The 12760-nt window shown below is 65.4% G+C and carries 11 protein-coding genes; 3 read left to right on the top strand and 8 right to left on the bottom strand.

Features of this window, described 5'->3' with window-relative positions; genetic code table 11:
* Positions 1 to 23: 23 nt before the first annotated feature.
* Both VJ897_RS09335 and folD read left to right on the top strand, forming a co-directional pair.
* Complete coding sequence (locus VJ897_RS09335; RefSeq protein ID WP_324055338.1) at positions 24 to 929, top strand: bifunctional 5,10-methylenetetrahydrofolate dehydrogenase/5,10-methenyltetrahydrofolate cyclohydrolase; 906 nt, start codon at positions 24 to 26, stop codon at positions 927 to 929.
* Position 930: 1 nt separating this feature from the next.
* On the top strand, positions 931 to 1830 hold the full coding sequence (gene folD, locus VJ897_RS09330) for a bifunctional methylenetetrahydrofolate dehydrogenase/methenyltetrahydrofolate cyclohydrolase FolD (RefSeq protein ID WP_324055337.1): 900 nt from the start codon (positions 931 to 933) through the stop codon (positions 1828 to 1830).
* A gap of 466 nt (positions 1831 to 2296) precedes the next feature.
* On the opposite strand, the gene pdeM is transcribed toward folD, so the two are convergent.
* The 3 genes from pdeM to VJ897_RS09315 all read right to left on the bottom strand — a co-directional run bounded on the left by pdeM (position 2297) and on the right by VJ897_RS09315 (position 6842).
* Entirely contained in the window at positions 2297 to 2953 is a 657-nt protein-coding gene (gene pdeM, locus VJ897_RS09325) for a ligase-associated DNA damage response endonuclease PdeM (RefSeq protein WP_324055336.1), read from the bottom strand.
* Between the two features lie 37 nt (positions 2954 to 2990).
* Positions 2991 to 5390, bottom strand: a complete 2400-nt coding sequence (locus tag VJ897_RS09320) for a ligase-associated DNA damage response DEXH box helicase (RefSeq protein WP_324055335.1) — start codon at positions 5388 to 5390, stop codon at positions 2991 to 2993.
* 141 nt (positions 5391 to 5531) lie between these two features.
* A complete protein-coding gene (locus VJ897_RS09315) occupies positions 5532 to 6842 on the bottom strand; it encodes a DUF8689 domain-containing protein (RefSeq protein WP_324055334.1) in 1311 nt (436 codons plus the stop codon).
* 147 nt (positions 6843 to 6989) lie between these two features.
* On the opposite strand from VJ897_RS09315, the gene VJ897_RS09310 reads away from it, so the two are divergent.
* A complete protein-coding gene (locus VJ897_RS09310; RefSeq protein ID WP_324055333.1) occupies positions 6990 to 8621 on the top strand; it encodes a hypothetical protein in 1632 nt (543 codons plus the stop codon).
* Positions 8622 to 8734: 113 nt separating this feature from the next.
* On the opposite strand, the gene VJ897_RS09305 is transcribed toward VJ897_RS09310, so the two are convergent.
* The 5 genes from VJ897_RS09305 to VJ897_RS09285 all read right to left on the bottom strand — a co-directional run bounded on the left by VJ897_RS09305 (position 8735) and on the right by VJ897_RS09285 (position 12760).
* Positions 8735 to 9235 carry a prepilin peptidase gene (locus VJ897_RS09305; protein ID WP_324055332.1) on the bottom strand — a complete coding sequence of 167 codons (501 nt, stop codon included), beginning with the start codon at positions 9233 to 9235 and terminating at the stop codon, positions 8735 to 8737.
* 4 nt (positions 9236 to 9239) lie between these two features.
* Entirely contained in the window at positions 9240 to 10097 is an 858-nt protein-coding gene (locus VJ897_RS09300; protein WP_324055331.1) for a tetratricopeptide repeat protein, read from the bottom strand.
* A 28-nt stretch (positions 10098 to 10125) separates the two neighbouring features.
* Entirely contained in the window at positions 10126 to 10704 is a 579-nt protein-coding gene (locus VJ897_RS09295) for a tetratricopeptide repeat protein (protein WP_414706716.1), read from the bottom strand.
* A gap of 98 nt (positions 10705 to 10802) precedes the next feature.
* On the bottom strand, positions 10803 to 11783 hold the full coding sequence (locus VJ897_RS09290) for a type II secretion system F family protein (RefSeq protein ID WP_324055330.1): 981 nt from the start codon (positions 11781 to 11783) through the stop codon (positions 10803 to 10805).
* Positions 11784 to 11791: 8 nt separating this feature from the next.
* Positions 11792 to 12760, bottom strand: coding sequence for a type II secretion system F family protein (locus VJ897_RS09285; RefSeq protein WP_324055329.1), 969 nt, complete (start codon positions 12758 to 12760; stop codon positions 11792 to 11794).

Raw genomic sequence — 12760 nt, 5'->3', positions numbered from 1 at the left:
CGCCGTCCCGTCCGGAGCATTCCATGACCGCAATGCATCGTGCCGCCCTGATCGACGGCAAGGCCATCGCCGCGCGAAAGCGTGCCGAGATCGCGCAGCAAGCAGAGGCGCTGGCCGTTGACGGCTGGCAGCCGCGGCTGGTCTCCATCTCGGTCGGCGATACCGCGGCGGCCGCGCTCTATGTGCGCAACCAGCAGCGTAGCGCCGAAAGCGCCGGCGTGCAGTTCGAGGCGCGCACCTACGATGCGTCGATGTCGCTCGAACAGCTGGTCGGTGTTTTGCAGGGGCTGAACGCCGATCCGCGGGTCAACGGCATCATCATCCAGCGTCCCTTGCCGGATCATATCCCGGTCAAGGCCCTGCAGAGGGCGGTGCATCCGCTCAAGGACGTGGAAGGGATGCATCCTGCTTCCATCGGCAATATTGTCTACAACGATCTGGCGCTTGGCCCCTGCACCGCCGTGGCGGCGGTCGAAATCCTGAAAACCCTGCCGCTGCGGCTGGAAGGACTGGATGTCACGGTCATTGGCCATTCCGAGATCGTGGGCAAACCGATCACATTCCTGCTGATGGGGCTTGGGGCGACGGTCACGGTCTGCCATCACATGACCCGTTCGGTGGCGATGCACAGCCGGGCTTCGGACGCGGTCTTCGTCGCCGTGGGCAAGCCGGGGCTGGTAACGGGCGAGATGGTGAAACCCGGCGCGGCCCTGATCGACATCGGTATCAACCGGGTCGAGACGCCCGATGGCCCGCGCACTGTAGGCGATGCCGATTTCGCAAGCTGCGCCGGGGTCGCGGGCTGGATCACGCCGGTGCCCGGCGGTGTCGGCCCGGTGACCGTGGCGATCCTGATGCAGAACGCGGTGCTTGCGACGCAGCTCCAGAAAGAGCACTACGCAGCTGAATACGCCAATACGGAGGCATGAGATGACGGCCAGTGTGATCGACGGCAAGGCCTTCGCGGCCAGCGTGCGGGAGAAAGTGGCGGGCCACGTGGCGCGACTGAAGGAAGAACACGGGATCATCCCCGGCCTTGCGGTCGTGCTTGTGGGCGAGGACCCGGCCAGCCAGGTCTACGTCCGGTCCAAGGGCAAGCAGACGGTCGAGGTCGGCATGAAGAGCTTCGAGCACCGTCTGGAGGCCGACACACCGGAGTCAGACCTGCTGGCGCTGATCGACCAGTTGAACACTGATCCCGGCGTGCACGGCATCCTGGTGCAACTGCCGCTGCCGGGTCACCTGAACGAGGATCTGGTGATCAACTCCATCGACCCGGCCAAGGACGTGGACGGCTTTCATGTCTCGAATGTCGGGCTTCTGGGCACTGGACAGAAGAGCATGGTGCCCTGCACGCCGCTGGGTAGCCTGATGATGCTGCGCGATCATCTGGGCAGTCTTTCGGGGCTTGACGCGGTGGTGATCGGCCGCTCGAATATCGTCGGCAAGCCCATGGCGCAGCTGCTTCTCGGCGACAGCTGCACCGTGACCATCGCGCATTCCCGCACGAAGGACCTGCCCGGCGTCGTGCGCCGCGCCGATATCGTGGTGGCCGCCGTGGGACGCCCCGAGATGGTGCCCGGCGACTGGATCAAGCCGGGTGCCACGGTGATCGACGTTGGCATTAACCGTCTGCCCTCCGAGGAAGAGGGCGGCAAGGGGCGCCTTGTCGGGGATTGCCACTATGCCAGTTGCGCCGAGGTGGCCGGCGCAATCACGCCGGTGCCCGGCGGGGTCGGGCCGATGACCATTGCGTGCCTGCTGGCCAATACCGTTACCGCCTGCTGCCGCGCCAGTGGGTTGGCCGAACCCGAGGGCCTTACGGCCTGAGCGGCAGCATCGTTCCCTGCATCAGGGTGACGTGGGGTCCCCGGTCGCCCGTCACGGCCGCGACGCGCGCTGTCACCTCCAGCGGGCGCCGACCCGGTTTCTCGACCCGCACCGTGGCCCGCGGACATTCGCCACTGGTCGGGCAAGCAGGTAGACCTTCGTTCTTTTGGTCAGCACCTCTTTGCCAGGGTGCAGAAGCGACAGGGCCGCATGGGCTGCCGATGTCGCCGGTTCTGGCGGGGACGCCAAAGGGTGCCTTTGCTGCGCTGGGCCATGTCGCCGCCCCTTCGGCCTGTTCCGCGCCGGGACCGGCTGCACGAGCGCTTGAACTCCGGCGAGCAGGGGCGGGCGTCGTACGGCTCGGCCTGTCTGACCATCACGTGGTGGTCGTGTTGCCGGTCGAGGAGAGGGTTGCGGTTGGCCCGAAACACCGGCCAGACCTTGCGGCGGCCACACATCCGGCGGATTAGAGTGCGGCCAGCGGCACGGCCACCGCGCGGCGTCCGGTCAGTATGGCGATCGCATCGGTGCCCATGCGGTCGCGCAGAACCGGCTCGGTGGCCCGCAGCCCGCCGGTATAGGCCCCGAAGGCAGGCAGAAGTACCCGGTCGCGATCCGCGAGAAAACAGGGGCGCGCCGCTGTGGTGCCCGGCACCCGAGCCTTGGGATGATAGTGACCGGACACCTCGGGCCTGTCCGGCGTGGCGATGTGACGAAACCGCAGCCCTTCAAGGACATGTTCGGCCAGGTGGCTGCCGCCCAGAGCGACCGGGCCAGGGTCATGGTTGCCCTCGATCCAGGTCCAGTCGCGCCCGGCCTGAAGCCCCGCCAGATGCAGTCGCACCGTCTCGGGCAGACTGGTGGCGGCGTCCAGATCGTCGAAACTGTCGCCGAGGCAGATCACATGGCGGGGCGCCGTCTCTGCGATCGCGGCGTCCAGCCGGGTCAGTGTTTCCTGGGTTTCGTAGGGGGGCAGAAGGCCCCCACCACGCCGCGCGATGCGTTCGGACTTGCCCAGGTGCAGGTCCGACACGCACAGCAGACCCATGGCCGGCCAGAACAGGCTGCCATCGGCGCGGGCCTGCAGGTCATGCTCGCCGAGTTTCAGGACGTGATGCGACATGGCCCCGACTTGGCCCAGCCGTCGCGGGCCTGCAAGATCAAAGCGCGGCGAGACCGGCCTCGGCCATCAGCCGGTCGGCCTCGGCTTCCAGCAGCCGCTCGCGCCCTTCGCCGGCGATGGGCACCTTGCCCGGTTCCAGCAACAGGGGCGCGGCCAGGGGGGAAACCCGGGTCAGCCGTTGGTGGTCGATGCCTTCGATGCGGCCCAGCATGTCCTCGATCCGGCCGAAATCGACCAGCCCGCGCATGGCCTCTTCGCGGGTGATGCGCATCAGCAGGTGATCGGGATCGAACTTGGCCAGCGTGTCGTAAAGGATGTCGGACGAAAACGTCGCCTGCCTGCCGGTTTTCCTGGGGCCGGGGATGTTCCGCTCGATCAGCCCGGCGATGGTTGCGGCGCCCCGAAAGGTGCGTTTCATCACCGCGTTGCCTTGCAGCCAGGAGTCCAGCCCCGCACGCGTATCGGCCGGGTTCAGGAGGGCGGCAGGGTCGGGGACGGGTTCCAGCCCCCAGATCAGCAGGGCGTAGTCGGTCATGACGAAGCCCAGCGGCGACAGGCCCGCCGCCTCCATCCGCTGGGTCAGGATAAGGCCCAGCGTGCGGTGCGCGTTCTGCCCGGCAAAGCCATAGAGGCACAGGTGCTCGCGCCCTTCGTGCGGAAAGGTCTCGACCAGCAACCGCCCGGCCGAGGGCATCCGGCTGACCTTGTGCTGCAGCGCCAGCCAGTCCGCAGTGTGCCCCGGCAGGTCCGGCCAACAGTCGCGGTTCAGAAGCTGCAGGATACGTTGTGACAGCTGGGTCGAGGTGGCGAACTTCGTGCCCGAGAAAACGGCGACCTTGGGCTCGCGCCCGGGGGTTCGGCTGACCTCGACAGTCAATTCCTTAAGACCCTCGTAGCGCACAACCTCACCACCGATCAGGAATCGGTCACCGGGCGTGAGCGAGGCGGCAAAGGCTTCCTCGACCTCGCCCAGCGTTCTGTTGCCGCGCCGCATTCGCACCTTGAGAAGATCCGCATCCTGGATCGTGCCGATGTTCATGCGAATGCGCCGGGCCGCGCGGGGATCGCGCAGGTGCCATTTCCCGTCGGTCTGTTTCAGGCGCTGCCACCTGTCATATGCGCGCAAGGCATAGCCGCCTGTCGCGCAGAAGGACAGGCAATCGTCGAAGGCGGCGCGCGGCAGGTCGGCATAGGCGCCCACGGTCCGGACCTCGGCGAAGAGGGCGTCGGCCTCAAAGGGTCCGGCGCAGGCGCGGGACAGGATGTGCTGGCACAGCACGTCCAGCGGGCCTGGGCCACGCGGTGCGCCGTCAAGGTCATGTTCGCGGGCGGCCTCAAGCGCGGCATGGCATTCGACGACCTCGAAGCGGTTGGCGGGCACCAGCAGCGCCTTTGACGGAGCATTGTAGCGGTGATTGGCCCGCCCGATGCGCTGCACCATCCGTTTGACGTTCTTGGGCGCGCCGATCTGGATCACCAGGTCCACGTCGCCCCAGTCGATCCCGAGGTCCAGCGACCCGGTGCAGACGATGGCGCGCAACCGTCCGGCCACCATGGCCGCCTCGACCTTTTCGCGCTGGTCGCGGCTCAGGCTGCCGTGGTGGATGCCAATGGGCAGATCGTCGTCGTTTGCCAGCCAGAGATGGTGAAAGAAGATCTCGGCCTGGGCGCGTGTATTGTGGAAAATAAGCGTGGTCTTGTGATTTCTTACCTGTTCAAGAACCTCTGGAATCGCGTGCTTTGCTCCACCGCCGGACCAGGGGGGGCGGCTTTGCGTGACCAGCATCTCGATGTCCGGGTCCGGGCCGGGATCGGCCTCCAGGATCGGGCAGGGGTCGGGGTGACGCGCGAGGGTTCGTGCGATCGCCGCGGGGTCGTCAACCGTGGCCGACAGCCCGACGCGCCGTAGACCCGGGGCCAACCCCTCCAGCCGGGAAAGGGCCAGCATCAACTGGTCGCCACGCTTGCTTTCGGCGAGGGCGTGGATTTCATCCACGATCACCCGTTGCAGCCCGGCAAAGATACGCGGCGCGTCCTCGTAGCTGGTCAGCAGCGCCAACGACTCCGGCGTGGTCAGAAGGATATGCGGCGGGTCAGCCCGCTGGCGGCGCTTGGCGGTATAGGTGGTGTCGCCGCTGCGATCCTCGATGCGGATGGGCAGGCCCATCTCCTGAACCGGGGCGGTCAGGTTGCGCCGGATATCCGTCGCCAGCGCCTTGAGCGGCGAAACATAGAGCGTGTGCAGCCCGTCATGCCCACCCTCGGCCAGGTCCACCAGGCTTGGCAGGAAACCGGCCAGCGTCTTGCCGCCCCCGGTAGGCGCGATCAGCAGCGTGGCCGGGTCGGCGGCGCGGTCCAGCATCTGCTGCTGATGCGGGTGAACGGCCCATCCCCGTGCATCGAACCAGTCGCGGAATGTCCGGGGCAAGATTGTCATGGGGTGAAACTAGTTCGACCCGTGGGGCTGTGCCAGCGCGCCCGGCGTCTTTGGTCCGGAATGCCTTGGGGGTCTCTCGCAGACCGACGGGCTCAGCGGCTCCTGCTGGTCGGACGGGCCGGGAGGGTCTGATCCGATCCCTCAGTGCAGGATGTCCTCTTCCTTGACGAACATGTTCGCCCAGGCGCGGTCCACAAGGTCCGGACGCATCTGGTAGGGGATGCCCTCGAATTCGCAGATCGAGATGATCTGGTCGATCAGGAATACCGGCTGGTAATTGGCATAAACGTTGTCGATGGTCGGGTATTTTTCCTGCAACAGGTAGACCAGAGATTCCTCGTCCAGCGGCATCCCCTTCTTGCGGGCGACCAGAGCGAAGATCTTCAGGAAATCCTCCTGCGTGGGGCCGTCGATCTTGATCTTGAAGAAAATCCGGCGCAGCGCGGCCTTGTCGAAGATGTCGTTGGGGTGGAAGTTGGTCGAAAAGATCACCAGTGTATCGAAGGGCACCTCGAACTTCTCGCCCGATTGCAGAGCAAGGATATCGCGGCTTTCCTCAAGCGGCACGATCCAGCGGTTGACCAGTTTCTGCGGCGGCTCCTCCTGGCGGCCGAGGTCGTCGACGATAAAGACCCCGCCCGAGGATTTCAGTTGCAACGGCGCCTGGTAAGTGCGCGCGGTCGGGTTGTAGACAAGGTCCAGCATGGAGAGCGACAGCTCGCCGCCGGTGACGACCGTGGGCCGCTCGCACCTGACGTAGCGGGTATCGAAGCGGCCGCTCGTGCGGCGCAGGGAATTCGGGTCGTCCACCTGCTCCTCGGCCGCCGCATGGACGATCGGGTCATAGACGGTGATGACCTGGCCGGCGTATTCGATGGCGCGAGGGATGTAGATCTTGTCGCCCAGGGCATCGCGGATGCCATTGGAAATCGATGATTTTCCGTTCCCCGGGGGGCCGTACATCAGGATTGACCGCCCCGAGGAGACCGCTGGACCGAGCTGGTCCAGCAGGTCCGGCGGCAGGATCAGGTGCCCCATGGCTGCGGTCAGCTGGTCGCGGGTGATCTGGATGCTGCGGATCGACTGGCGCTTGACCTGCTCGGCATAGACCTCCAGCGGAACCGGCATGGCGCCGAAGTACTCCGACTGCGCCAGCGCATCCAGCGCCCGGGCTTTGCCTGCATCTGTCAACTGATACCCCATCTCGTTGCCGGAATTGGCGTTCAGTGTCCCCATCGCCTCGAGAAGCTTCTGCGTGCGGGCCAGGTCGACAAGTTCCTGGGTCACGGGCACCGGAAGGCAGATGGCCCGGGCCAGGTCCGAAACGGTTTCGGCGTTCTTGCGAAACATCGTCTTGAGGACGATGTCGCGCATCATCACCGGTGGAAGGCGCATGGCCTCCAGCGATTTTGGCGCGGGTGGGGCGACAACGTCGGAGGTCTGCATGTTCATGGCGGCAGGCTCGCTTTCTCGGTTGCACTTGTGGCCCGCAGGACGCGACCGGTGTCAAATCCGGCCCGGCAGGGCGCAGGGGGTATGATCCGCTTTTTGCCGGGTTATTGTGGCGAAAAAAGGGACAAAGGCGTTCCAGAGGCGCACATGAGCAGACCGAACCCAGTTATCCTGACGGCCTTTCTGGCCATGATCGTCCTCGTCATGGGGGGAGCCGCGGTTCTCAAGGGCGGCCTCTACATCGACAAGCACGACGGTGACGCGATGCACCTGATGGAGATCGTCTTTCGCATGGCCGAGGGGCAGGTGTCGCACCTGGACTTCATGACGCCGATCGGCGCGCTTGCCTTCTGGCCCGTGGCTCTTCTGGTGATGTCGGGGATGGGCGTCGGCATGGCCTTTCTCTGGTCGCAGGTAATCGTCGCGGCACTCTTCCTGCCCATGGTCGTGTGGGTCGCGGCCAGCCGCCTTGGCCCCAACCTTGCCCTACTTTTCGGCGGCGTTGTCATGGTGCTGCTGCTGGCGCTGATCGACGGCGGGGCCGAGACCAATATCTCGGTCTCGATGCATTACAACCGACAGGCCTGGGCGGCAGCCTTCGTTGCGATCCTTGCGGCGCTGATCCCGCCGGTCCATCCCCGCGTCGGCCAGGTCGACGGGATCATCATCGGCCTGATGATGGTCCTTCTTGCCATGGTCAAGGTGACCTATTTCGCCGCCTTCGCGCTGCCCGTCGCGCTGGCGCTGGTGATGACCGAACAGCGCCGGGCGCTGGGCTGGGCGCTGGGAACCGGGCTGGCCGCCTTTACCGCCATTACGCTTTTCCTTGGGCCGGGGATCTGGCCGGCCTATATGGCCGACCTGGCCACGGTTGCCGGATCCGAGGTGCGCGCGGCGCCGGGCGACCCGCTCACGGCGGTCATGGGGGCGCCGGCCTACCTCGGCGGATCGCTGGTTGCCCTGGGCGGTGTCATCCTGCTGCGCCAGGCGCGGATGGAGACCGGCGGGCTGATCCTGCTTCTGCTGGTGCCGGGCTTCTTCTACGTCACCTACCAGAACTACGGAAACGATCCAAAGTGGCTGATGCTGGTGGCGGTGCTGCTGCTGGCGCTGCGCCCCGAGGCCGACAAGGTGCTGCGCAACGCCTTCGGCTGGCCCCTGCGCGACGCGCTGGGTGTGGCCGCGGCCATGGCGCTGGCGCTGTCCCTGGCTTCCTACGCGAACCTTGCCTACAGTCCGCTGCGCCATTTGCGGGTCGATCCGGCCGAATACGTTCCCCTGCTGCCCCGGGCCCGGCAACACGCCGACCTGCAGGTGCGCAGTTTGCGGTTCAACCGGGTGGATGCGCGGGTCGCACTGGACGGTCCAGGGACCGGGCTGGAACGATACCGCCCCCTTGCCGAACGCGAGACCCCGCCGACCTTCATGGGCGAGAACCTAAAGGATTGTACGCTCGAACTTGGGCTGCAAGCTGTCATGGATGCCATTACCCGCGATCTGGAAGAGGCGGGGCTGGCCGATGGCCGCTCCATCCTCGCGGCGGACCTTTTCAGTTCGTTCTGGCTTTTCGGGGCACTTGATCCCCTGGAGGGCGGGGCACCCTGGTATTACGGGGGTCTGCCCGGTTGGGAGAATGCCGACTACCTTCTGGTTCCGAGCTGCCCCCGGCTCCCGCAGATCCGCGACAGCATGATCGAGGAATTCAAGACGCGCGGCATCACCGACGAACTGACCGAGATCCGCCGCACGCCGCTTTATACCCTCTATGGCAAGGGGTAGGGTGGCAGGGGCCAATCGCTTATCGGACAGACCTGATCGCCGGGTCCCATGCCCGCCTCGCCGGGCGAATGCGAAAAGCGGTGTTTCGTTCGTTCGGCGTTTGCCGGATCGTTTCAGATCAGCGGACCGGCCAAGTACAGCACCAGCGTCACCCCCAATGGGAACCCCATGGGAAAGCGCCGCGTCTCGGTCCAGCTTTGCCAGTGCGGGGCCAGTCCGCGGACAGGGGGAATGGCCCTGCACAGTCGATGCACGGCAAAAGCGGCAACAAGGCTGATGACCAACAAGAACAGCACCCCACCCACGTCCTGCAGGGCAACGAAAGGCGCGGCCGAGGCCATGAACTTGGCATCCCCCGCCCCCAGCGCCCCGAAGGCGTTCAGCCCGACCCCGATGGCCAGAACCACGCCGAAATGGGCAAAGCGCAGCAGGTAATCCGGCCAGAACGGCATAAGGAAGGCGCCCAGCACCACGAACACCAGCGCCAGCAGGTCCGTGGACCAGGTCGGAATCTTCATCGCCCGCAGATCGTTCCAGGCCACGTACAGGCATAGCGGCGCCGCGAAAGGCAGGAACCAGGCCGCCTGGGTGACGCTCAGCGAAGTTTCGATCACCGGATCAGTTCGTCACGTTGTCTTCGAGCGCCCGCAGCGATCGGGCCGCGGCCTCGAAGTGCTGCGGATGGGTGTCTATCGCCTCGCGCAACAGGCCGCGCCCGATGGTCACGTCGTTCTGCTTGATCGCGGTCAGCGCCAGCGTGTGCAGCAATTGCGCCCGCTCGACCTGGCTCATGGGGATCACCGGCAGGTCATAGTTGCGCTGCGCCCCGCGGGCCATGACAAGGTTGTTCTTGGCGGTAAAGAGGTCACGATCGTTCTTGATCGCGTCCAGGAACAGCTCTTCCGCGCCTTCGTAATCGCCCCGCGTCAGCCGGGAAAAGCCCCAGTTGTTGTAGACGCCGGCGGGCCGGGTCGTGAGCCCGGCGGCGGTCTCGTAGAAACTGTCGGCGCTGTCCCATTCCTCGTTGCTGTCGGCGACCATGGCCTCCAGCCGGTAGCGTTCGTAGGTCTCGTGGGTGGGAGGGATGCCATCGAGCACCTCTTCGGCGCGCTCCCACTGGTTGGTGCGGATCAGAGCATCGGCCAGGCTGACCTCGTCGTCGGCGGTGCTTTCCTCGTGGGCGGTGACCTCGGACCAGGCCTCGACTGCGCGGCCGTTCTCGCGTGCCCGGACCAGCGACTTGGCCAGCCCGCGCATCAGGTCGATGCGGCCCGGGTCGTTCTGGCTGGCGCGGGCGAAGTAGCGCACCGCTTCGTCGGGGTCGCCGACGGTCAGCATGACATCGTTGAGGTTGGTTTCGTCAACGGCGTTGACGTCCTGAAGGGCCCGGTTCACCTGGGCCTCGCCCGATCGGTCGCAGGCGGACAGTGCCCATACCCCGACCAGGGTCGTGAAAAGGAGGAACGGGTGGCGCATGTTTTGCGTCCTCTTGCTGCTCTTGCCTCTAGGGGTCGCCGCCCAGGAGCAGGTAGTCTCCCGTGCCGCGGCGAACCAGTCGGAACTCTTCGTTCTCTTCAGCATCAGAGTAACCCGGATTCCCGAGCTTGGCGAGCGCCAAGCTCAGGTTGTCGCGGATACGGTCCGAATCACCGTTGTCCGTTGCATAGGCGCGACGGAAGACCTGCGCCGCCTCGGCAATCTTGCCTCGTTCCATGAGGATGACGCCCAGGTTGTTCCAGGCCGGCACGAAGGTCGCGTCGGCCTCGACCGCGCGGCGCAGCAGGTCCTCGGCCTGGCCCAGCCGCCCGAGCCGCAGGTTTGCCGACCCCAGCGCCGAAAGCGTGTCGACATTCAGGCCCTGCCGCCCGGCCGCACGGGTATAGGCCTGCAACGCAAGCTCGAATTCCCCCGCCGCCATCAGCCGGTGGCCCACGATCAGCCCGTCAACATCCGGTTCGCCCGCGACACCGGGGGCATAGACCCGCTCGCCCTCGGGGGCAAATCCAGTCGGGGCACAGGCCGCCATTGCAATGGCGGCCAGCACGCAGAGAAGTATCGGGATCGGGCGGAGGTGGCGTATCATGGGCGCGCGGGGCTGCCTGTCGTAAGGATATCTGCGGATGCCGAAGGCTTGCCCATACCGCGCTGTGGTTCAAGTCGGGATCGACTCGGCGCGCGGACTCAGAGACCGGAATCCGAAAGTGTCACCGAAATCTCGTATACCGAGGGGCCGATCAGGATGATCAGCAAGGGCGGAAGGGTCAGCATCATCGTTGCCAGTGTCATCTTCGTGGGCAGGGTGTTGGCCTTTTCCTCGGCCCGCATGACGCGCTTGTCGCGCATCTCGGCCGAGAAGACACGCAGAGCCTCGGCGATCGAGGTCCCGAATTGCTGCGACTGGATCAGAACAGTGACGAAACTGGCGATGTCGGGCACACCCGCGCGTTCGGACATGTCGCGCAGAACCTGGGTCTTGTCCTTGCCGGCCTTCATCTCGTGCGAGACGATCTTGTATTCCTCGGCCAGGGCGGGAAAGCCGGATTCCAGTTCGTGCGCCACGCGGATGATTGCCTGGTCCAGCGATTGGCCCGCCTCGACGCAGACCAGCATCATGTCCAGGCTGTCGGGAAAGCCGTTGACCATCTGTTCCTGGCGTTCGTCCTGGCGCCGCTTCACCCAGTATTTCGGCAGCATGTAGCCGACCATGCCGGGCAGCAGGATCGAGATCATCATGGACTGGGCCGTGGGTTCGCCGGTCGAGGAATCGAATATGGCGTAGCCCGCGCCCAGCACCAGGAAACCCAGCCCGAGCGCGAACTGCGAAAAGTGGTAGACCCGCACGGCATTCTTGCTGCGATAGCCAGCCTGCACCAGCTTGAGCTTGGCCGACGAGAACTCCTCCTGGTTCTGCGGTTCCAGGAAGTCGGAGTATTTTTCGAGCTTGTCCTTGCCGCCGCCGACGCGCAGCCGGGTGCCCTGGGTCCTGTCCTGGTTGGCCTGGTTGCTGGACTTGAGCTTTTCCAGCGGGTCCTCGTCCTTGTTCAGAAGGGCTGGCAGGACCAGAAGGATCAGCAGGACCCCCAGCATTCCCAGCGCCATGAGCGGGCCGAAGGGGCCGAGCATCTCGGTGAGCTTCTGTGAGACGGTATCGAGAATTTGCATGACTTTCCTCAGACCTTGATGTCCACGAGCCGGCGCATGACGATGATATTGGCCACCAGGAAGACCGCCACGATCAGGCAGGCCGGGATGAAGACTGCCGTTTCACGCACGTCGTCATAGTAGTTGGGCTGGATCACGTTGATCATGACCAGCGCGACCAGCGGGAAGCCCGACAGGAACATGCCGGACCATTTCGCCTCGGCCGTGATGGCCTTGACCCTGCGGAATAGCTTGAAGCGTGCCCGGATCACCTTGGCCAGGCCGGCCAGGATCTCGGCCAGGTTGCCCCCGGCCTGCTGCTGGATGGTCACGGCCACGGCCAGGAAGCGCAGGTCCTGCATGTCGATGCGGTCAGCCATCTCCTTGAGCGTTTCGCCCATGTCGCGGCCATAGGCGACCTCGTCAGAAATCACGCCCATCTCGGTGCCCAGCGGGTCGGGGACTTCCTTAGCGACGATATTGACGGCCGAGCTGAAGGGGTGGCCGACCCGGAGCGACCGGACCATGAGCTCGACCGCGTCCGGCAGCTGTTCCTCGAGCAGGGCCAAGCGCTTGTTGGCCTTCTTGGTGATCCACATGTAAACCCCGCCAACCCCCATTGCCACGGCCACGGCCAGGCGCACCGGCGCCGAGGCGGTGGTGCCAAAGGTCAACCCGAAGAAGGCGACGCCCGACAGGACGCCCATCACGACGATCAACTGCGAGGGCGTGAAGGCGATGTTTGCCTTTTGCGCCTTGTTGGCCAGCAGCGAATAGAGCGGGATGCGCTGGCTCTTGATGTGCTGGGTCATCTCCTTGCGGAGTTGCTCGAGCACTTCCTCGCGGTTGTTGCCCTTCTCGAGCATCTCGAGGCGGCGGTTGACGCGACTGTTGAGGCTGATCGACTTGCCGAAGGCCACGAGGTAGATGCCGTTGACCAGCACCAGGATGGCCACGAAGATCAGCCCGTAGATGATGGGTTCTGCTGCGATTGACAT

Origin of the sequence: Salibaculum sp. (assembly GCF_035270045.1) — a bacterium.
In the GTDB taxonomy this organism is placed as follows: domain Bacteria; phylum Pseudomonadota; class Alphaproteobacteria; order Rhodobacterales; family Rhodobacteraceae; genus Salibaculum.
The sequence above is the reverse complement of the archived record's forward strand: the minus strand, read 5'-3'. Positions and strand labels throughout refer to the sequence as shown.

Excerpts from the sequence above, each read along its gene's own strand:
- folD (WP_324055337.1), top strand. The coding sequence starts at position 931 with ATGACGGCCAGTGTGATCGACGGCAAGGCCTTCGCGGCCAGCGTGCGG.
- VJ897_RS09335 (WP_324055338.1), top strand. The coding sequence starts at position 24 with ATGACCGCAATGCATCGTGCCGCCCTGATCGACGGCAAGGCCATCGCC.
- pdeM (WP_324055336.1), bottom strand. The coding sequence starts at position 2,953 with ATGTCGCATCACGTCCTGAAACTCGGCGAGCATGACCTGCAGGCCCGC.
- VJ897_RS09295 (WP_414706716.1), bottom strand. The coding sequence starts at position 10,704 with ATGATACGCCACCTCCGCCCGATCCCGATACTTCTCTGCGTGCTGGCC.
- VJ897_RS09315 (WP_324055334.1), bottom strand. The coding sequence starts at position 6,842 with ATGAACATGCAGACCTCCGACGTTGTCGCCCCACCCGCGCCAAAATCG.
- VJ897_RS09320 (WP_324055335.1), bottom strand. The coding sequence starts at position 5,390 with ATGACAATCTTGCCCCGGACATTCCGCGACTGGTTCGATGCACGGGGA.
- VJ897_RS09290 (WP_324055330.1), bottom strand. The coding sequence starts at position 11,783 with ATGCAAATTCTCGATACCGTCTCACAGAAGCTCACCGAGATGCTCGGC.
- VJ897_RS09285 (WP_324055329.1), bottom strand. The coding sequence starts at position 12,760 with ATGTCAATCGCAGCAGAACCCATCATCTACGGGCTGATCTTCGTGGCC.
- VJ897_RS09300 (WP_324055331.1), bottom strand. The coding sequence starts at position 10,097 with ATGCGCCACCCGTTCCTCCTTTTCACGACCCTGGTCGGGGTATGGGCA.
- VJ897_RS09310 (WP_324055333.1), top strand. The coding sequence starts at position 6,990 with ATGAGCAGACCGAACCCAGTTATCCTGACGGCCTTTCTGGCCATGATC.